Source organism: Pseudomonas sp. Irchel 3A5 (assembly GCF_900187575.1).
GTDB lineage: Bacteria > Pseudomonadota > Gammaproteobacteria > Pseudomonadales > Pseudomonadaceae > Aquipseudomonas > Aquipseudomonas folii.
This window is the reverse complement of the sequence record NZ_FYDU01000003.1, coordinates 327,159-345,769: the sequence shown is the minus strand read 5'-3', so window position 1 is coordinate 345,769 and position 18,611 is coordinate 327,159. Positions and strand designations below refer to the sequence as shown.

Here is an 18,611-nt window from a genome sequence, read left to right as displayed (position 1 = left end):
AGGGTATCCTCCTTGTCTTAGCGGCCATGAAGTGGAGGGCAATCATCAGACCTTTTGAAACCTTAGGGCGCGCGATTTGGTACATTGGGCGTACTGTCCCTCCAGAACCCTCGCGTGACGTGTGGTTTTAGGGGGCGATTCAGAATTTGATGTTGGATGTCGTGAAATGAATGTTAGTCCGGATGTTCGTGACTGGGATGAATGTCGAGATATTCGTCAAGGCACGGTTTTTATTGTTGCGTCAGGTCCGTCCGCCAAGGATTTTCACCTTGAGGACTTCGCGCACATACCGATGATCACCATGAACGGTGCTATCTCCAAATTCATCGATGCCGGGGTCAGACCGTTTTTTTACGCATGCACTGATAAAGATTTCGCCAGTCAGCAACCCGCATTATTTTCTCAGGCGATGGCGCTGAGTGAGCGGGTTGCGCTTTGGGAAGAGACCCTTGAGGGACATTCCATAGTGCCTGGAGGGAAGGCGTTTCTCTTGCGCAAAGCGCCCAAGCTCTCATGGGCTGAGCTGGTGGGTGCGGAAGATGAACTGGTGCGAAGCGGGAGCTTGCTGAGCCGCCGCCGTAAGCGTCGAATCGGTTTCAGTAAAAATCTCAAGCGAGGTTTTTTCGACGCGCGCACCGTCGCATACCTTGCTCTGCAAATTGCTTACCACTGCGGTTTCAAGACTGCGGTGATGGTAGGGGTGGACCTGAATCAGTCAGCCCGGCGTTTTTATGAAACGGCAGGCTGCAAGCGTTCTCCTTGTGGATTGGATCAGCATTTTCATACGAGGATTTTGCCGTCGTTCTCGGTGGTTTCCGAGAAGGTCGTCGGCGAACGCTTTCAAGTGTTCAACCTCTCTGACGCATCGAGAATCCCTGCTGATGTCATCCCGAAAGTAGATCTGAATGAGCTTGATCGGCTTATCGACGTCTAGCTATGGAAGCATTCTCGCAGAGCGTTTCGATAGAAATCGAAAGCGTCAATTGCCCCCTGGATAGCCTCGGCTTTCTGCGCCTCATCCAGTTTCAGCCCGTCAAGTAACGTCACGAACTCGCGCCAGTGCAGGGCGCGACCATCGGGGTGGGCAGCGAGGTGGCGTGCGCCGTGTTGGGCGCCAAAGCCCATTTGCTGGGTTTCCTTGAAGAGGAAGGCCGCCCCCAGATTTGAACCCTCGGCGCAATACAGCCAGCCCAGAGCCGCATGGATCGAGTGCGGTTTTACCGCAGCGGGCGCGATCGGTGTTGGCAGGCCTATATCATTCATGTCGGCACGAACGGCATCAAAACGCGGCAACTCACTCAGGCCAGGCAGCAACTGATTCAGCTCGGCATCGTGATACAGCTCATGGATCGCGCCATGAAACCGATGCTGAAGGCGCAGAAAACAACCATAGCGCTGATTGTCTGCGAATGGCCGGGACTGCATGACCAGCGTGTCGACGCTATCGTGGTCGCGGGCGCTCCCTGCTTTAAGGCGTTTACTGAGCGGAAGGTCTGGAGTGGTGGGTGCATCTACAAGCATTGATAAAAGTCCTTTGGGAGCCGCGACAAGTTACCAGATGGCGGGGCTTGCTGCTCGGGCACGCATGTCAGTGAATAATGAACTTGGTGAAGTCGCATGCGTTGCGCGTGATGCCCAGAATGTCGGCCATGAACCTGTCATCTTCAGTGCTGCGGTGCATCGCTTTGTAGGTGATCTGCGGCAACGCTGGCGTGACATCCAGCCGCTGTAACTGTTTGCGATCCAGCACGTGACCCAGACAGTGTAGTGGCAGGCAAGCGGTTGCCAGTCCGGACACCGCCAGGCCGATCTGCGCCAGCAGGTTATTGCAGGTAATGGACTTGACGATGTCGATGCCTTTCATCTTGAACCACTGCCCATAAGCCATGCCCATCCCTGACAGCGCGCCCTGAATGATCAACGTGCGCGATGCCAGTTCTTCCAGCGTCATGCTCGTCTGCTCACCCGCCAGAGCCGGTGTACACATCCAGGCGTTTTCCACTGAATCGAGAATCTCTGCGGAGAAGCGATTGTCCTGAAAGATGTCCGGAACAATGATCAGGTCGATGGAGTTACTCGCCAGACGCTCGTAAAGCACGGGGCTCAGGTCCACCTCCGGGATGATTTCCACCAGCGGATAAGCGCTACGGATGCCGCTGACCAGATCCGGCAACCAGGTCAGAGCAGTCAGTTCCGTGACCCCCAGCCGCAGTTTGCGTTGCAGGTTCTCCGGGCTCTCCAGACGCTGCAGCATGGCATCTCGCTGATTCAGCAGGCTTGAGGCCAGCGCCACCAGTTCTTCCCCCATGGGCGTAAGTTGCGCACTGCGCCGTGAACGGTCGAAAAGCGGTTGCCCGTAGCGCGTTTCAAGATCATGAATGCGCTTTGAAATGGCTGACTGCGTGGTGTTCAGGTGATCGGCCGCCGAGTCGAAACTGCCCAGCCGGGCGACCCAGAAAATCGCTTCAATCTGCTTGATGGTGATCATCTTCAAGTCCTGATTCGTTGATCGAAAGATGCCTTTAAGTGATGAATAAAGCCAACAAAAAATCGCTTTTTGTTCGTTTTGGCAATCAGTAGTCTTCAAGGCAACCGAGCCTAAACCCACAGGTCATTCACCATGTCGTACCCGCTTTCGAACAAACTGAATCGTTTTGCATCGTCCGCCAGTGTTGCCGCGAAGGCGCGGGTCATGGAGCTGGAAGCTGCTGGCAAGAAGATTCTTGATTTCTGCGTCGGCGAGCCGGACTTCGTCACTCCGACCTCGATTATTGAGGCTGCACGCACGGCTGCTCTGGCAGGGCAGACTCGCTACACCGCGACCACCGGCACACAGCAGTTGAAGACCGCCGTGCAGCGCAAGTTCAAGCGAGACAACGGTCTGGATTATTCGCTGGCTGAAATCGTCGTAGGTTCGGGCGCCAAACAACTGATCTACACCGCGTTCACGTGCACGGTGGATGACGGCGACGAAGTGATCATCCCTGCGCCTTACTGGGTCAGCTACCCGGATATCGTCAAGCTCAATGGCGGCGTGCCGGTCATTCTCGAATGCCCGGACTCCCAAGGCTTCAAGCTCAAGCCTGAGCAACTTGAAGCGGCAATCACGCCGAAGACCAAATGGCTGGTGCTCAACTCACCGAATAATCCCAGCGGCGCGATTTACAGCGAAGCCGAAATGCAGGCCATCGTCGATGTGCTGGTGCGCCATCCCCACGTGTGGTTGATGACCGACGAAATTTACGAGTATTTCAATTACGCCGGTGCTGCGTTGCCCGCTCCGGCTGTACAGGCTCCTGAGCTCAAAGAGCGCACCCTGGTTATTAACGGCGTGTCCAAGGCCTACGCCATGACCGGCTGGCGCATTGGTTATGCGGGTGGTCCGCTGCCCCTGATCAAGGCCATGGACAAGCTGATGTCGCAAAGCATCGGCGGCGCGTCGGCGGTGAGTCAGGCTGCCGCAGTGGCAGCGCTGGAAGAGGGTGGTAGTTTCGTCGAAGAGGCGGCGCGAGTCTTTGGTGAGCGACGCAATCTGATCATCGGGCTGTTGAATGATGTGCCGGGCCTCAAGTGCCTGGATATCGAAGGCGCGTTTTATGCGTACCCTAACTGCGGCGGCCTGATTGGCAAGCGCACGCCAGACGGCGTGGTGCTGCAGTCGGATCTGGATGTACGCAACTATTTGCTCGAAAGCGCCAACGTGGCGGTTCTGGATGGCGCGGCTTATGGGCTTTCGCCTTATCTGCGTCTGTCGTTCGCCACGTCCACCGAAATCATTACTGAAGGGTGCCGGCGAATGAAAGAGGCCTGTCAGGCATTGAGTTAACGGTGGTCGTGACTAACAACTGCTTTCTATAAAACTAAAAAAAGATCCGTTTTTATTTCTGCCCTCATTCTTGAAGAGATACCGACCATGATGAAAAAGGTTTTGCTTACTTTGATGGGGTTGATGGCAGCGACCACGGTAATGGCTGACGGCTTACAGGACGTCAAAGATCGTGGCACGCTACGTTGCGCGACACTGACTGACAGCGTGCCTCTGGGCTACCAGGACCCGACCACCCGGGAGATCGTCGGGCTGGACGTTGACCTGTGTAAATCCCTGGCCAAGCATTTGGGCGTAAAGGCCGAGCTGCAAGGCGTTGCCGTCAGTGCGCGGATTCCAACGTTGATTTCCGGTCGCGCCGACGTAGTGGCGGCAGCCCTGGGTTACACCAAAGAGCGTGCCGAGCAGATCGATTTCTCCTCGGCTTACTATCAGGTGCCGATCAAGGTGCTGGTCAAAGGCGACAGCGGGATCAAAACCTTTGCTGACCTGGCCGACAAGCGCGTCAGCGCTATCAAGAGTTCCACGCCTGAACTGTATGCGCGCCAGCAGATCACCGACGCCAAGGTTGTAGGTTTTGAAGACGCACCATCAGCGTTTCTCGCCCTGCAACAAGGCAAGGTGCAAGGCATGGCCATGACCGAGCCTGCGTCGATTCGCTTTCATACCCGCAGCCAGAACATGCGCTTTCTCGATCAGGCGCTGCACTTCGAGCCTAACTGCGTAGGTGTCAAAAAAGGCGAAACCGCACTGACCAACGCCATCAATCAGGCACTAGTGGACATGGAAGCCAGCGGCGAGCTGCAAGCACTGTGGGATCACTGGTACGGCGACCAGACCGAATACAAGCTGGTACGTGAGAAGAAACTCACCGCGCTATCTGATTTCCAGTGATTGAAAGCGGGCCGCTTCACGCGGCCCGATCGAGGTGCTTGTGTCAATTTTCAATGGCTTCGGTTCCCTGCTCCAGGGGGATTACCTGCAGGCGTTTCTGGGCGGTGCAGGGGTAACGCTGCAGTTGTTCTTCATTTCGGCGGTGCTGGCGTTCGTGCTGGCTTGCCTGTTGATGGGCATCCGGTTGATCCCCGGTCGGATCGGCGATTTCGTGGTGGCAGTCTTCGTTGAGTACCACCGCAACGTGCCCAGCCTTGTGCAGTTGTTTGTGTGGTACTTCGGTATCCCGCAACTGCTGCCGATGGCTGCTCAGGACTGGATCAACGGCCACGGCGGTGAAGTGATTTTCGCCATCATCGCTCTGACCCTGAACAGCGCCGCTTATGTGTCCGAAGACTTGCGCAGTGGCTTCCGTTCATTGCCCAACGGCCAGACCGAAGCCGCACGTGCACTGGGCATCAATTACGTGCAGACCCTGCGCAAGATTCTGATTCCACAGGCCATGCGCGCATCGGCTCCGTCGCTGGTCAATCAAGCACTTTCGCTGTTCAAGACCACCGCGCTGGCCATGGCCATTGGCACCGCAGAAATGATGTACATCACGCGGCAAATCGAAGGTGAAACCTACATGACCTTCCAGACCTTTGCCGTGGCGAGTCTGTTCTACCTGATCGGTTCTTGGACGATCATGATTCTGGGTGCCGTCTGGCAGCGACGCATCGACCTGCGGATGGCGAGGTAACCATGCTCGAGATTCTTCACGATTACGGGATTCTGCTGCTGATCGGCCAGTATCCACAGGGTCCGCTGGGCGGTCTGGCGCTGACTGTCATCATCGCGTTGCTTGCGCTGATTATTTCGTTCCCGCTGGCGGTCATGATGGGCCTGGCGCGTACGTCATCTATTGCACCGATTCGCAACGTGGCCATGGGGTACACCTATGTCGTGCGGGCGATCCCTTTGTTGTTGCTGATCTTCTGGTGCTACTTCGCGGTGCCTTTGATCACCGGAATCAACATCTCCGGCTTCGTCACCATGCTGGTGGCACTGGTGGTGTACGAAGGCGCGTATCTGGGCGAAGTGGTGCGGGCGGGAATCAACGCGGTGCCTAAAGGCCAGGTTGAAGCTGCCCGGGCGATTGGCATGAGTTACGGTCAGTGCATGCGCAAGATCTTGCTGCCGCAGGCACTGTTCAACATGCTGCCGAGCATCCTCAACCAATTCATCATGATCACCAAAAACACCTCACTGGCCTATCTGATTGGTACGCAGGAAGTCACCTTCGCTGCCTATCAGATCAACAACCAGCTATTGACCCAGCCGTTCGAGGTCTATGCGCTGCTGGCCGGTTTCTACTTTGTGTTGTGCTTCACGCTGAGTCGTCTCGCCAAATGGCTGGAAGACACCATCAACCGCAAGCGCCTGGGTTCTGCCCGCGTCCAAGATGAAAGCGTCGAAGAAAATCCAGTTCTGGTGGGGCAACCGAAATGATCGAATTCAAGAACGTGAACAAGTGGTACGGCGAATATCGCGCACTGAGCGATATCACCGAGCAAGTATCGGCCGGTGAGGTGGTTGTCGTGTGCGGGCCGTCGGGGTCGGGTAAATCCACGTTGATTCGTACGGTGAACCGCCTGGAAGAGATTCAGGACGGCAGCATTCTGATTTCCGGTGAAGACGTGCACGCGTCGAAAAAGAACCTCAATGCGTTGCGCAGCCGGGTGGGCTTCGTCTTCCAGAACTTCAACCTGTTCCCGCACATGAGCGTGCTGGATAACGTAATGATCGGGCCGATCACTGTGCTTAATCGCAACAAGACCGACGCCGCGAAAACCGCTCGTGACCTGCTGGCGAAGGTCGGGTTGGCGCACAAGGCCGACGCGATGCCGCTGCAGTTGTCCGGTGGTCAGCAGCAACGGGTGGCGATTGCCCGGGCCTTGGCCATGGAGCCGCCGGTCATGTTGTTCGATGAGCCGACCAGCGCGCTGGACCCGGAAATGGTCGGTGAGGTCCTGCAGGTCATGAAAGACCTCGCGTCCGAAGGCATGACCATGATCTGCGTGACCCATGAAATGGGCTTTGCCCGGGAAGTGGCTGACCGCATCTGGTTCATGGACGCGGGGCAGGTGCTGGAACGTGCCGCGCCGGAAGACTTCTTTACCGCGCCGAAACACCCACGTGCGGCCAAGTTCATCTCTGATATTCGGGCCCACTGATGAAACCGCTTGCATCGCCGCACCTGCCCGTTCGCAAGGACTGGCTGGCGAGGGTGGATGAACCGGCGATCGATCCGCAGTTGGCGATTGTCGATGCTCATCACCATCTGTGGGATCGCCCGGAAAACCATTACCTGCTGGATGACTATCTGGACGACATCGATAGTGGGCACCGGATCGTGGCGTCGGTGTATATGCAATGTCGCTCGATGTTCAACACGGATCGGCCCGAGCCTTTCCAGTGTGTGGGCGAAGTGGAATTCGCCAACGGTATCGCGGCGCTCAGTGCCAGCGGGCTTTACGGCCCGGCGCGGATTTGCGGCGCGATTGTGGCCGGTGCGGATTTGCGTCTGGGGCAGGCTGTGGTGCCGGTACTGGAAGAGATGCTTGAGCGGGCCGGCCCAAGGTTGCAGGGGATTCGTAATGTAACGGCCTGGCATGCTGATCCTCGGGTGATCTCCAATCCCAAACCGCCACCGTCAGGCATCCTCATGGACCCCCGTTTCCGCGAGGGCGTGAGCCGCCTCAAAGACTACGAGCTGACCCTGGATGTCTGGGGTTATCACACCCAGCTTGAAGAGGTGCTGGATCTGGCCAGGTCCTTCCCTGATCAGATCATCGTGCTGGATCACGTCGGTGGGCCCATTGGCGTGGGGCCTTATGCTGGCCGCCGGGATGAGGTTTTCGCTGAGTGGTCGCGGCTGATCTGCCAGCTGGCGAATTGCCCGAACGTACGGATCAAGCTGGGTGGGTTGGGCATGAACCTCGGTGGCTTTGATCTGCACACTTATGAATTGCCCCCTGATTCGGACATGCTCGCGACGTTGTGGCGGCCGTACATCCTGCATTGCATTGATGCTTTTGGTGTCGAGCGTTGCATGTTCGAAAGCAACTTTCCGGTTGATAAGGGAATGTATTCCTATGGCGTCATGTGGAATGCCTTCAAAAAGATAACAGCCAACTTCACTTCTGGAGAGAGGCGCTTTCTGTTTAGTCAGACAGCCGCTAGTACCTATAACTTGACGATTGCTGATTAGTGTTTACGGCACGTTAACAGCGAAGGCTGTTATTTAGAATTTTCGAATGTCCGGTATACGGGGTGCGGTTTCGTTCGCCCTGAAGAAAGCTTCATGCAGTTTTTATGTTGTTTGATTTTGAATGTTTATTTAACTCATGACAGAGCAGGGCGGTTGGTTTTGCTCGTCAGCTATTGCGAGGCTGCATTATGTCCAGTGGATTCAGAGTCTTGAAGCGTACCCGTCAGGTCAGCGCTGAACAGGTTGAAGGTTATCGTCAGGTGCCTGTGGCCAATGTCAGCGATTCGATGAACCGCATGACCGCCGGGGGCGTGACTTTGCGGCCCATGCACCGTTCGGGTGTGCTGGCCGGTCCTGCGTTGACGGTTAAATCCCGCCCCGGCGATAACCTGATGGTGCATTACGCTCTGGACATCGCTCAGCCGGGCGATGTGATTGTGGTGGATGCCGGAGGTGACCTGACCAATGCAATTATCGGCGAATTGATGGTCGCTTACGCCATCAAGAAGCGCTTGGGCGGTATTGTCATCAATGGTGCTATTCGTGATGCGGCCAGTATTGCGGCAGGTGACTTCCCGGTATTTGCCGCGGGTATTACTCACCGTGGTCCTTACAAAGATGGTCCTGGCGAGATCAATGTTCCGATTGCAATCAACGGCATGGTGATCGAACCAGGCGACATGATTATTGGCGACGATGACGGCCTGTTAAGTATTCCTTTTGATGAAGCTGACAGTGTACTGAACAAAGCCAGCGCAAAACATGCGGCTGAAACTCAGCAACTTCTGGATATCGCCGAAGATAATAGCGATAGGCGTTGGGTGATTAATAGCCTCAAACAGAAAGGCTGTGCATTACCGGAATAAACGCTACGCAATCATGTGGTCAATTGCCAGGAAATGATCAGGCGCCGCAGGCCGCTGAAACAGATGGTAAATCTGTAGGGGGCTGGCTAAAATCCGCGCGCCTTCTGCGGCTTGAGCCAATCGGACGTGACCGATTGGCCTCAGGACCGAACCACGACCCCTGGTCGACATACTTATAAAGCTGGAAGGCCCGTGAAAATGAGGATCTCCAGCTTTTTTTTGTGTCTGCTTTTCGGGTGTAAACTCGCCTTGTGCGCTATCAGAGCGCTTTCAGGTCCAGCGAACATGACGCAAATTTCCGAACGCCTGTTGGTCCAGGCCCATCTCGATGCCAAACAGCCCAAAGAGCTGAGCATTGAAGAGCAGGCTCATTACCGCGCTGCGATTGCGGCCGAACTCAAGGCCCAGGACGCTGTGCTGGTGGCGCATTATTACTGCGATCCTGTCATTCAGGCGCTGGCGGAAGAAACCGGCGGCTGCGTATCCGACTCGCTGGAAATGGCTCGTTTCAGCAATAACCATTCGGCGAAGACCGTTCTTGTCGCTGGCGTGCGCTTCATGGGCGAAACCGCCAAGATCCTCAATCCTGAAAAACGCGTGCTGATGCCGACCCTTGAGGCGACCTGCTCGCTGGATCTGGGGTGTCCGGTGGATGAGTTCACGGCGTTCTGTGATCAGCACCCGGAGCGTACGGTGGTGGTTTACGCCAATACCTCGGCAGCGGTCAAAGCCCGTGCGGACTGGGTTGTGACGTCCGGATGTGCGCTGGAGGTCGTTGAAAGCCTGATGGACAACGGCGAGAAAATCATCTGGGCACCGGACAAGCATCTGGGTCGTTACATCCAGCGCGAAACCGGTGCGGACATGCTGCTCTGGGACGGCGCTTGTATCGTCCACGAGGAGTTCAAGTCCAAGCAACTCGAAGACATGAAGGCGCTGTATCCGGAGGCGGCGATTCTGGTCCACCCTGAGTCGCCGGAGTCAGTGATCGACTTGGCCGATGCGGTCGGCTCGACCAGCCAGATGATCAAGGCCGCACAGACGCTGCCGAACAAGATGTTCATCGTGGCCACCGATCGCGGCATTTTTTACAAGATGCAGCAGCTGTGCCCGGACAAGATCTTCATCGAAGCCCCAACTGCCGGTAATGGTGCGGCCTGCCGCAGTTGCGCTCATTGCCCGTGGATGGCGATGAATACCCTTGAGCGTACCTTGCAGTGTTTGCGAGAGGGGACCAACGAGATCTTCGTCGACCCGGCGGTGATTCCTCATGCGGTCAGGCCGTTGCAGCGGATGCTGGACTTCACTCAGGCCGCGCGGATGAAGCAGATGGGAAATGCCTGACGGCTAACGGAGCAGATCCTGTAGGAGCGCACGAGCACCGCGAGGCCGCGATGGCGGTCTGTCTGATACACCGCCATCGCGGCCTCGCGGTGCTCGTGCGCTCCTACAGGGGGTCATATTTGTGGCGTGCTGCGCTACATCATGTCCTTGACCATCCGCTCCTGATCCGCCAACTCTTTCTGCCGTGCATCGATGCGTGAAGCCAGCTGGAAGTTGTTATTGGCGCGACGTTTGGCGAAGTCCAGTTGCTGGATGGCTTGTCTGAAATCACCCACCAACGCGAAGTACTCGGCACGGGCCTGATGCAGGCCAATGGTGTTGCCATTCAAGCCACGGGTTTCGGCGACCAGATACCAGATGTCCGGATCATCAGGACGACTCTTGAGCAGCCCGTTCAGAGACTTTTCCGCTTCGGCGGTACGGTTCTGTTTGAGCAGCACATCAACCCGGACCTGATTCAACGGATAGTTATCCGGGAACTGCGTCAGCATCCGGTCAACCCGCTGTTGCGCGTCGTTGAGTCGGTTGTTGGTGATGTCCAGATCGATCTGCGTCAGGTTGTAAGTGATGTCGTTCGGCGACTTGTCGAGCAGTGGCTTGAGGGTTTCCCGGGCTTCGTTGAGTTGCCCGCCTTTGATCAGCGCAATGGCGAGACCGTAGCGTGCAGGTTCGGATTTAGGATTTTCGGTCAGCTGGGCACGAAAGCGTTTTGCCGCGATGCCAGGTGTTTCTTCATAGATCAACGCCACACGAGCACGCATCAACTGATAGCGCACGCTGTCTTCCTTGCCGCCCGGTTTGGCTTGCTCGGCACGGTTGCGGGTATCCGCAATACGCGATTCTGTTACCGGGTGAGTCAGGAGGAATTCGGGCGGTTTGGCGTCGAAGCGATATTGACGCATCAAGCGTTCAAACATGGTCGGCATGTTGCGCGGATCATATCCGGCCTTTTCCAGATTGAGGATGCCGATCCGGTCAGCTTCCTGCTCATTCTGGCGCGAGAAGCGTCGCTGCTCCTGGATGGCGGCAGCCTGTGAGCCCGCGATGGCGGCAATACCTGCGTCACCAGCCCCCGCAGCCGCCATGACGATACCGGCGAGCATCGCCGCCAAGACCGGCACCTGCATACGCTGCTGGGCTTCGACTCCTCGCGCAAAGTGGCGTTGCGACAAGTGAGCCAATTCGTGCGCAAGTACCGAGGCATATTCGCCCTCAGTTTGTGCATTGAGGAACAACCCGCCGTTCACGCCGATAATCCCGCCGGGTGCGGCGAAGGCGTTGAGTTGCGGGCTGTTGATCAGGATGAACTCAAGGCGTCGGTCCTGCACCTGGCTGGTTTCCGCGAGGCTATAGACCGAGGTTTCGACGTAGTCCTTGAGTTGCGGATCCGAAAGTTGCGCCACCTGGGCGCGTAGCAGTCCAAGCCAGGCACGGCCCAACTGGTGTTCCTGCTCCGGCGAAACAATCGCGGAACTGGCATCGCCAAGGGACGGCAGGTCATCGGCATGCGCAGGAACAGTCAGCAGGCATGCGAGCGTCAGCAGGGTGGGGCGCAGAAAATTCATCCATGGAGCTCTGAGTTGGAGAACCTCTACTGTAGCCGTCTCGATGGCCTGATGACCAGAGTGCGGTATTCTTCCGGGCTGTAAGACGTATCTGAAAAAACATTTTGCCTTCCCATGGCAATTTGATGTGCCTGCCTGGAGAGAAACGATGTCTGACGCTGTAACGCGCCCCGAAAGCTGTGACGCCGAAGTCGATGCCAGTGGCCTTAATTGCCCGCTGCCGTTGCTCAAGGCCAAGCTTGAGCTCAACCGCCTGAATCGGGGCGATGTGCTCAAGGTCATTGCGACCGACGCTGGATCCCAGCGCGACTTTCGCTCCTTTGCCAGGCTTGCCGGCCATGAATTGCTTCATGAGGAAGCCGACGCGGGGATCTACACCTACTGGTTGCGCAAGGCGTAACCCAGCGGGGCTTATCCGCTTTCACAAGGATTTTTGATGTTCAACGTGCTTCGCAACTGGGTACAACGTTACTTCTCCGATGAAGAGGCCGTGGTACTCGCGGTGTTGCTGTTTCTGGCGTTCACCATTGTTCTGACGCTAGGCGGCATGCTGGCGCCGGTGCTTGCCGGGATGGTGCTGGCGTTCCTGATGCAAGGGCTGGTGAGCCTGCTTGAGCGCTTTCGGGTTCCGGAGTCCGGCGCCGTCGGGCTGGTCTTCATGTTGTTCATGGGCGCGTTGCTGGTATTTCTGCTCGTCCTCGTGCCGCTGCTCTGGCATCAGTTGATTACGTTGTTCAACGAGTTGCCGGGGATGCTTGCCAAGTGGCAGTCATTATTGCTGCTGTTGCCGGAGCGCTACCCGCATCTGGTTTCTGACGAGCAAGTGCTGCATGCCATTGAAGTCGCGCGGGGCGAGATCGGAAAATTTGGCCAGTGGGCCCTGACGTTCTCGCTGTCGAGCCTGCCGTTGCTGGCCAATATCATGATCTACCTGGTGCTGGTGCCGATTCTGGTGTTCTTCTTTCTGAAGGATCGCCGTCTGATCGGTCGCTGGGTGGTCAGTTACCTGCCGCGGGAACGCGCCTTGATGACGCGGGTGGCCGAGGAAATGAACCGGCAAATTGCCAACTACATTCGCGGCAAGGTCATCGAGATATTTATCTGTGGGGGCGTGACGTACATCGGTTTTGTGGCGCTGGGCCTCAACTATGCGGCCTTGTTGGCGATGCTGGTGGGTATTTCCGTTGTAGTGCCCTACGTCGGCGCGGTCGTGGTAACCGTTCCGGTGGCGTTGATCGCTCTGTTTCAGTGGGGCTGGAGTGACCAGTTCATCTACCTGATGGTGGTCTATGGCGTGATTCAGGCGCTGGATGGCAACGTGCTTGTGCCGCTGCTGTTCTCGGAGGCGGTCAATCTGCACCCGGTCGCAATCATCTGCGCGGTGCTGTTGTTTGGCGGGTTGTGGGGCTTTTGGGGGATCTTCTTCGCGATTCCGCTGGCGACCCTCTTCAAGGCCGTGCTGGATGCCTGGCCGCGGCAAGAACCGACCGTGGCACCGCTTTTGTAAGTGTCCAGCCTTATCGTCGGAATGCCGCCCAGACCAAGCACCGCTCCCACATATGGACTCAATCTCATGTGGGAGCGGTGCTTGCCCGCGATAAGAGCGACGCTTATTTAACTGCCAACGCCTGGGCTTTCTCCAGCACCGCCTCAACATGCCCTGGCACTTTCACGCCGCGCCATTCGTGGCGCAACACGCCGTCTTTATCGATCAGAAAAGTGCTGCGATCCACGCCAAGGTATTCCTTGCCGTACAGCTTCTTGAGCTTGATCACATCGAACAACTGGCAAAGGGCTTCGTCCTTGTCCGAAATCAGCTCGAACGGGAACGACTGCTTGGCCTTGAAGTTCTCGTGAGACTTCAGGCTGTCCCGCGACACACCAAACACCAGTGTGTTAGCCGCCTGAAACTGTTCGTGCTGATCGCGAAAGTTCTGACCCTGAGTGGTGCAGCCCGGCGTGCTGTCTTTCGGGTAGAAATAAATCACGACCTGCTTGCCCTTCAGTTCAGACAGGCTCACAGCCTGTCCGCTGGTGGCTTGCACCTGAAAATCGCTAACTGGTTGATCTACTGCTACAGCCATGGGATTTCCTCACATAGGGGCTTGCGGACGCCACGGTTCAATCAGTGCATCGAGGTTCAGCGCGTCGGCGAAATCCAGGAATTGATCGCGCAGCCAACTGATCTGAATGCCCGCAGGCAGGGTCACGGTAAAGGTTGCGTTGAGCATGGTGCCGCCGGTCTGCGGAGCCAGATAGGTATCGCAGATCAGGTTTTCCAGTTCCACATTGTGATCCATGAAGAACTGGCACAGCTCATTGATGATGTCCGGGCGATACGCCGAGCTGACGTAAGCCACGTAAGGCAGCGCCTCGGGACGGCTTTCCAGCGTGGCACTGCGTACCACACTGGTGGTGAAATCATGTTTCTTGGACAGGCCGGGCAGGCCGGTTTCCAGACGGGCCAGGGCATCCCAGCTACCGGAGACTTGCAGAATCAACGCACTGTATTCGCCGTGACGGGTCAGGCGGGAGCTGACTACCGAGCAACGACTTTCGTGACTGGCACGGCACAGGACGTTGGTCAGCTCCATTGGATTTGCGCCAAGGGCACTGATGACAAGGAATTGTTCGCGAACTGTGGGGGTGGACGACATGCAGCATTCCTAGATGATGAGCGGTCGGTACATTTATTGGCTTGCAGGACCGAATCGACGATCAACAGCGCCAGACACCAACCGCAGCTTCTGGCGAAGTGCGTCTGCCCGATTGACCGAAGGCAGGCTGCAACAGCGCTGGAGCAGGGGTTCTGACGATAAAATCGACCGTTTGAAGGAGGCGCGCAGATGACCAGTACCGATCAAAGAACGAAGGGTAGCGAAAACCATCGCTCAGGGGAATGCTCACAGCGTGGTACTTCGCTTGTACTAGGCTGATAGCGCCAGTACCATTACCGCTCTCTTTTTCCGGCAGGAGCGGTTTGCATGATTGCGGGCAGTATGGTGGCACTGGTCACACCCATGGATGCACAGGGACGTCTGGACTGGGACAGCCTGAGCAAACTGGTGGACTTCCACCTGCAAGAGGGCACCAACGCCATTGTTGCCGTTGGCACCACAGGTGAATCGGCCACGCTCGATGTGAACGAACACATCGAAGTGATCCGTCGTGTGGTCGACCAGGTTGCAGGACGTATCCCTGTCATCGCAGGCACTGGCGCAAACTCCACGCGCGAAGCGATCGAGTTGACCAACAACGCCAAGCGCGCTGGCGCCGACGCGTGCCTGCTGGTCACGCCTTATTACAACAAGCCGACCCAGGAAGGGCTGTATCAGCACTTCAAGGCTATCGCCGAAGCGGTCGACATCCCGCAGATCCTCTACAACGTGCCGGGCCGTACAGCCTGCGACATGCTGCCCCAAACCGTCGTGCGTCTATCCACGGTGCCGAACATCATCGGCATCAAGGAAGCCACTGGCGACCTGCAGCGCGCCAAGGACATCCTGGCCGGTGTCAGCAGCGACTTCCTGGTGTATTCCGGTGATGACCCAACGGCAGTCGAACTGATTCTGCTGGGCGGCAAAGGCAACATTTCCGTGACGGCCAACGTCGCCCCGCGCGCCATGAGCGATCTGTGTGCCGCCGCCATGCGCGGTGATGCCGAGACTGCGCGGGCCATCAATGAAAAGCTGATGCCGCTCAACAAGACCCTGTTTATCGAATCCAACCCTATCCCCGTGAAATGGGCCCTGAATGAAATGGGTTTGATGCCGGACGGTATCCGTCTGCCGCTCACCTGGCTCAGCCAGGCCTGTCACGAACCGCTGCGTCAGGCCCTGCGCCAGTCCGGCGTTCTGGTTTAATTGAGGAAGCATTACGCAATGAAGCGATTGGCCGGACTTTCCGCACTTGCCTTGATTATCTCCAGCACCAGCGGTTGCGGTTGGCTCTGGGGTGAAGATGGTTACTTCCGTGACCGTGGCAGCGATTACCTCGAAGCACAGCAAACTGCACCGATGCAGATTCCACCGGGTGTCTCGGAGACCAAGCGTCTCGACCCGCTGCTGCCGATCCCGCGCAACGTGGCGGACGATACTGTTAAGGGCGAATTCGTAGTTCCTCGCCCGCAACCGCTGTCGACCGTAGCCGATGCGAGCGATTTCAGCCTGCAGAAGAGTGGCAACAACAGCTGGGTGCTCGCTCAGCGTGCGCCTGCCGAAGTCTGGCCAGTCGCGCATCAGTATTTCGAAGATAACGGTTTCCGTATCGCCGAAGATCGCCCGCAAACAGGTGAGTTCAGCACTACCTGGCAGCGTCTGGACGAGTTGTCTGCTGCGGTTGCCAAGCGCCTGACCGCCAGTGGCACCGCCTCCGATGCTGAAACTCGCGTGCGTGTACGTATCGAGCCAGGCGTGCAGCGCAACACCAGTGAAATCTATGTCGTAAGCGCAGAGCGCCCGGCCGGTAGCACCGCTGACGTCGCTTTCACAGATCGCGCTACCAACGTGGCACTTGATGCAGCGCTGACCGATGACATGCTGGCCAGCCTGAGCCGCAGCTCTGCCCAGGGCGGTTCCATTTCGCTTCTGGCAGCACGTGACTACGACACTCCAAGCCGTGTCGCCTTGAGCGAAGACGGTAGCGGCAACCCGGTTCTGAACGTCGGTTCGGACCTGGATCGCGCATGGTCTAGCGTAGGTCGTGCCCTGAATCAGGGTGAATGGCGCGTAGAGGACATCAACCGCAGTCTGGGTCTGTACTACATCAACCTGGCAGAGCGGGCTGATACGCCTGAGAACAAACCTGGTTTCTTCGGCCGTCTGTTCGGCAGCAAGGAAACCAAGGAAGAGATCGATGCCCGTGCCGAGCGTTACCAAGTGCGCTTGAGCAAAGTAGGTGACAACGTTCAGGTTACCGTCGAGAAGAACATCAACACCGTCGCGCCGGCCGATATTGCCCGTCGTGTACTGGGTGTCATTCAAGACAACCTGGGTTAAGTGCGTTTCGCAGTATTAGGCAGCGGCAGCCAAGGGAATGGCACGCTGGTGGCCAGCGGCACTACTCACGTGCTGGTGGATTGTGGTTTCTCCCTGCGGGAAACCGAACGAAGACTGGCGCGGCTAGGCCTGAGCGCGCATCAGTTGAGCGCGATTCTGGTGACCCACGAACATGCCGATCACGTGCATGGCGTGGGTTTGCTGTCTCGGCGCTACAATCTTCCGGTGTATATGAGCAGCGGTACGGCTCGAGGGTTGCGCAAGCCTGTTGAAGTCGCCGGGTATGTGGCAGGCGGGCAGGATTTGCAACTGGGGGCGTTGAACATCCACGTGGTGTCCGTCGCTCACGATGCCCTTGAGCCGACGCAGTTCGTCTTCACCGATGGCACGCGTCGCTTTGGTCTGCTGACGGATCTGGGATCGTACTGCCCGACGGTGCTGCAAAGCTACCACGGCCTGGACGCCCTGATGATCGAGTCCAACCACTGCCGGGACATGCTCGCCCGCGGCCACTACCCGTACTTCCTGAAACAGCGGGTCGGTGGCAGCGAAGGACACTTGAATAACCATCAGGCCGCAAGCCTGGTGAACGAGCTGGGCTGGCAGGACTTGCAACATCTGGTACTGGCCCACCTCAGCAGCAAGAACAATCTGCCGCATCTGGCCCGGCAATGTTTCGTCGACACCCTCGGGTGCGATCCGGACTGGTTACAATTGGCCGATCAAGATTCAGGGCTCGACTGGCGACATATCGCCTAGCCCAACTACTTAGCAAGCGGAGCCCATCATGGAAAAACGTGAAGAACTCTACCGCGGCAAAGCCAAATCGGTTTACAAGACCGACGACGCTGACCGCTTGATCCTGCTGTTCCGTAACGACACCTCGGCGTTCGACGGCAAGCGTATCGAACAACTGGACCGTAAGGGCATGGTGAACAACAAGTTCAACGCCTTCATCATGCAGAAGCTCGAAGCCGCAGGCATTCCGACCCAGTTCGACAAACTGCTGGCCGACAATGAAGTGCTGGTCAAAAAGCTCGACATGATCCCGGTCGAATGCGTCGTGCGTAACTACGCCGCCGGTAGCCTGGTCAAACGCCTGGGCGTCGAAGAGGGCCTCAAGCTCAACCCGTACACCTTCGAGCTGTTCCTGAAGGACGACGCCAAGGGCGACCCGTTCATCAACGAATCCCACGTCGTCGCATTCGGTTGGGGCACCGCCGAGCAGTTGGCGCGCATGAAAGAACTGTCGCTCAAGGTCAACGACGTCCTGAGCAAACTGTTCGATGACGCCGGTCTGCTGCTGGTCGACTTCAAACTCGAGTTCGGCGTGTTCAGCGATGGCTCCATCGTTCTGGGCGACGAATTCAGCCCGGACGGCTGCCGCCTGTGGGACAAGGACACCAAGAAGAAAATGGACAAGGACCGCTTCCGTCAGGGCCTCGGTGACGTCATCGAAGCCTACGAAGAAGTCGCCAACCGTCTGGGCGTACCGCTCTAAGACGGAAAAAGTAACGCAAGCGCTTGATAGCACGAAAAAAAATCAGCAAAAGGTATCGCCTTCTGCGATTGAACTGTTATGATGCGCGCCGTTGGAGAGATGCCGGAGTGGCCGAACGGGACGGATTCGAAATCCGTTGTACTGGCGACAGTACCTAGGGTTCAAATCCCTATCTCTCCGCCATACAAATGAAAGCCCCAGAAGTTATGCTTCTGGGGCTTTTTTGTGTGGGCTGTTGATTTTTAGGTCGTTTTGCATGGGGCGACGGTAACCTCCGTGTTCGCAGCATTGAAGCAGATATTCGCTACAGCAGTGAGCAGGGCTTACGTACCTATCGCCTCAGCTGAATCTATCGGTGTCGGTAG

The 18,611-nt window shown here is 57.2% G+C and carries 20 protein-coding genes and 1 tRNA gene; 16 read left to right on the top strand and 5 right to left on the bottom strand.

Going from position 1 to position 18,611, the window contains the following annotated elements; all coding sequences use genetic code 11:
- The first annotated feature begins 166 nt into the window (after nucleotides 1–166).
- Nucleotides 167–934: a lipopolysaccharide biosynthesis protein gene (locus tag CKW31_RS06360; protein ID WP_095093530.1), complete on the top strand. Its 768-nt coding sequence runs from the start codon at nucleotides 167–169 to the stop codon at nucleotides 932–934.
- On the opposite strand, the gene CKW31_RS06355 is transcribed toward CKW31_RS06360, so the two are convergent.
- Together CKW31_RS06355 and CKW31_RS06350 are read right to left on the bottom strand one after the other, a co-directional pair.
- Nucleotides 931–1,521: a biliverdin-producing heme oxygenase gene (locus CKW31_RS06355; RefSeq protein ID WP_095093529.1), complete on the bottom strand. Its 591-nt coding sequence runs from the start codon at nucleotides 1,519–1,521 to the stop codon at nucleotides 931–933. The two genes, CKW31_RS06360 and CKW31_RS06355, sit on opposite strands and share 4 nt — an antisense overlap.
- A gap of 67 nt (nucleotides 1,522–1,588) precedes the next feature.
- Entirely contained in the window at nucleotides 1,589–2,488 is a 900-nt protein-coding gene (locus tag CKW31_RS06350) for a LysR family transcriptional regulator (protein WP_095093528.1), read from the bottom strand.
- Nucleotides 2,489–2,620: 132 nt separating this feature from the next.
- Between CKW31_RS06350 and CKW31_RS06345 the strand changes: the two genes are divergently transcribed.
- From CKW31_RS06345 to nadA, 8 genes are all read left to right on the top strand, one after another.
- The gene (locus CKW31_RS06345) at nucleotides 2,621–3,826 is read left to right on the top strand and encodes an aminotransferase class I/II-fold pyridoxal phosphate-dependent enzyme (RefSeq protein WP_095093527.1); all 1,206 of its coding nucleotides are present in this window, start codon (nucleotides 2,621–2,623) and stop codon (nucleotides 3,824–3,826) included.
- A gap of 87 nt (nucleotides 3,827–3,913) precedes the next feature.
- Nucleotides 3,914–4,720: an ABC transporter substrate-binding protein gene (locus tag CKW31_RS06340; protein ID WP_202973086.1), complete on the top strand. Its 807-nt coding sequence runs from the start codon at nucleotides 3,914–3,916 to the stop codon at nucleotides 4,718–4,720.
- Between the two features lie 40 nt (nucleotides 4,721–4,760).
- A complete protein-coding gene (locus CKW31_RS06335) occupies nucleotides 4,761–5,462 on the top strand; it encodes an amino acid ABC transporter permease (RefSeq protein ID WP_206197296.1) in 702 nt (233 codons plus the stop codon).
- Between the two features lie 2 nt (nucleotides 5,463–5,464).
- On the top strand, nucleotides 5,465–6,211 hold the full coding sequence (locus CKW31_RS06330; protein WP_095093526.1) for an amino acid ABC transporter permease: 747 nt from the start codon (nucleotides 5,465–5,467) through the stop codon (nucleotides 6,209–6,211).
- Nucleotides 6,208–6,936, top strand: a complete 729-nt coding sequence (locus tag CKW31_RS06325) for an amino acid ABC transporter ATP-binding protein (protein WP_095093525.1) — start codon at nucleotides 6,208–6,210, stop codon at nucleotides 6,934–6,936. Before CKW31_RS06330 ends, CKW31_RS06325 begins: the two co-directional genes overlap by 4 nt.
- A complete protein-coding gene (locus CKW31_RS06320; RefSeq protein WP_095093524.1) occupies nucleotides 6,936–7,973 on the top strand; it encodes an amidohydrolase in 1,038 nt (345 codons plus the stop codon). Before CKW31_RS06325 ends, CKW31_RS06320 begins: the two co-directional genes overlap by 1 nt.
- A gap of 188 nt (nucleotides 7,974–8,161) precedes the next feature.
- On the top strand, nucleotides 8,162–8,839 hold the full coding sequence (locus tag CKW31_RS06315; RefSeq protein WP_095093523.1) for an RraA family protein: 678 nt from the start codon (nucleotides 8,162–8,164) through the stop codon (nucleotides 8,837–8,839).
- 285 nt (nucleotides 8,840–9,124) lie between these two features.
- Nucleotides 9,125–10,183 carry a quinolinate synthase NadA gene (gene nadA, locus CKW31_RS06310; protein ID WP_087274332.1) on the top strand — a complete coding sequence of 353 codons (1,059 nt, stop codon included), beginning with the start codon at nucleotides 9,125–9,127 and terminating at the stop codon, nucleotides 10,181–10,183.
- A gap of 134 nt (nucleotides 10,184–10,317) precedes the next feature.
- Here nadA and CKW31_RS06305 read toward each other — a convergent pair whose 3' ends face one another.
- Nucleotides 10,318–11,748 (bottom strand): M48 family metalloprotease, encoded by a 1,431-nt coding sequence (locus tag CKW31_RS06305; protein WP_095093522.1) that lies wholly within the window; start codon nucleotides 11,746–11,748, stop codon nucleotides 10,318–10,320.
- A gap of 148 nt (nucleotides 11,749–11,896) precedes the next feature.
- On the opposite strand from CKW31_RS06305, the gene CKW31_RS06300 reads away from it, so the two are divergent.
- Complete coding sequence (locus tag CKW31_RS06300) at nucleotides 11,897–12,148, top strand: sulfurtransferase TusA family protein (protein ID WP_095093521.1); 252 nt, start codon at nucleotides 11,897–11,899, stop codon at nucleotides 12,146–12,148.
- Between the two features lie 36 nt (nucleotides 12,149–12,184).
- Nucleotides 12,185–13,255, top strand: a complete 1,071-nt coding sequence (locus CKW31_RS06295) for an AI-2E family transporter (protein ID WP_027899147.1) — start codon at nucleotides 12,185–12,187, stop codon at nucleotides 13,253–13,255.
- Between the two features lie 103 nt (nucleotides 13,256–13,358).
- Here CKW31_RS06295 and CKW31_RS06290 read toward each other — a convergent pair whose 3' ends face one another.
- Together CKW31_RS06290 and CKW31_RS06285 are read right to left on the bottom strand one after the other, a co-directional pair.
- Nucleotides 13,359–13,832 carry a peroxiredoxin gene (locus CKW31_RS06290; RefSeq protein ID WP_095093520.1) on the bottom strand — a complete coding sequence of 158 codons (474 nt, stop codon included), beginning with the start codon at nucleotides 13,830–13,832 and terminating at the stop codon, nucleotides 13,359–13,361.
- Between the two features lie 9 nt (nucleotides 13,833–13,841).
- A complete protein-coding gene (locus CKW31_RS06285) occupies nucleotides 13,842–14,405 on the bottom strand; it encodes a glycine cleavage system protein R (RefSeq protein ID WP_027899149.1) in 564 nt (187 codons plus the stop codon).
- Between the two features lie 327 nt (nucleotides 14,406–14,732).
- On the opposite strand from CKW31_RS06285, the gene dapA reads away from it, so the two are divergent.
- The 5 genes from dapA to CKW31_RS06260 all read left to right on the top strand — a co-directional run bounded on the left by dapA (nucleotide 14,733) and on the right by CKW31_RS06260 (nucleotide 18,429).
- Nucleotides 14,733–15,611: a 4-hydroxy-tetrahydrodipicolinate synthase gene (gene dapA / locus CKW31_RS06280; RefSeq protein ID WP_095093519.1), complete on the top strand. Its 879-nt coding sequence runs from the start codon at nucleotides 14,733–14,735 to the stop codon at nucleotides 15,609–15,611.
- An 18-nt stretch (nucleotides 15,612–15,629) separates the two neighbouring features.
- The gene (gene bamC, locus CKW31_RS06275) at nucleotides 15,630–16,745 is read left to right on the top strand and encodes an outer membrane protein assembly factor BamC (protein ID WP_095093518.1); all 1,116 of its coding nucleotides are present in this window, start codon (nucleotides 15,630–15,632) and stop codon (nucleotides 16,743–16,745) included.
- The gene (locus CKW31_RS06270; protein WP_095093517.1) at nucleotides 16,746–17,504 is read left to right on the top strand and encodes an MBL fold metallo-hydrolase; all 759 of its coding nucleotides are present in this window, start codon (nucleotides 16,746–16,748) and stop codon (nucleotides 17,502–17,504) included. It begins immediately after the preceding gene.
- A gap of 28 nt (nucleotides 17,505–17,532) precedes the next feature.
- On the top strand, nucleotides 17,533–18,246 hold the full coding sequence (gene purC / locus CKW31_RS06265) for a phosphoribosylaminoimidazolesuccinocarboxamide synthase (RefSeq protein WP_087265306.1): 714 nt from the start codon (nucleotides 17,533–17,535) through the stop codon (nucleotides 18,244–18,246).
- Nucleotides 18,247–18,339: 93 nt separating this feature from the next.
- Nucleotides 18,340–18,429, top strand: a tRNA-Ser gene (locus CKW31_RS06260).
- Nucleotides 18,430–18,611: the final 182 nt, after the last annotated feature.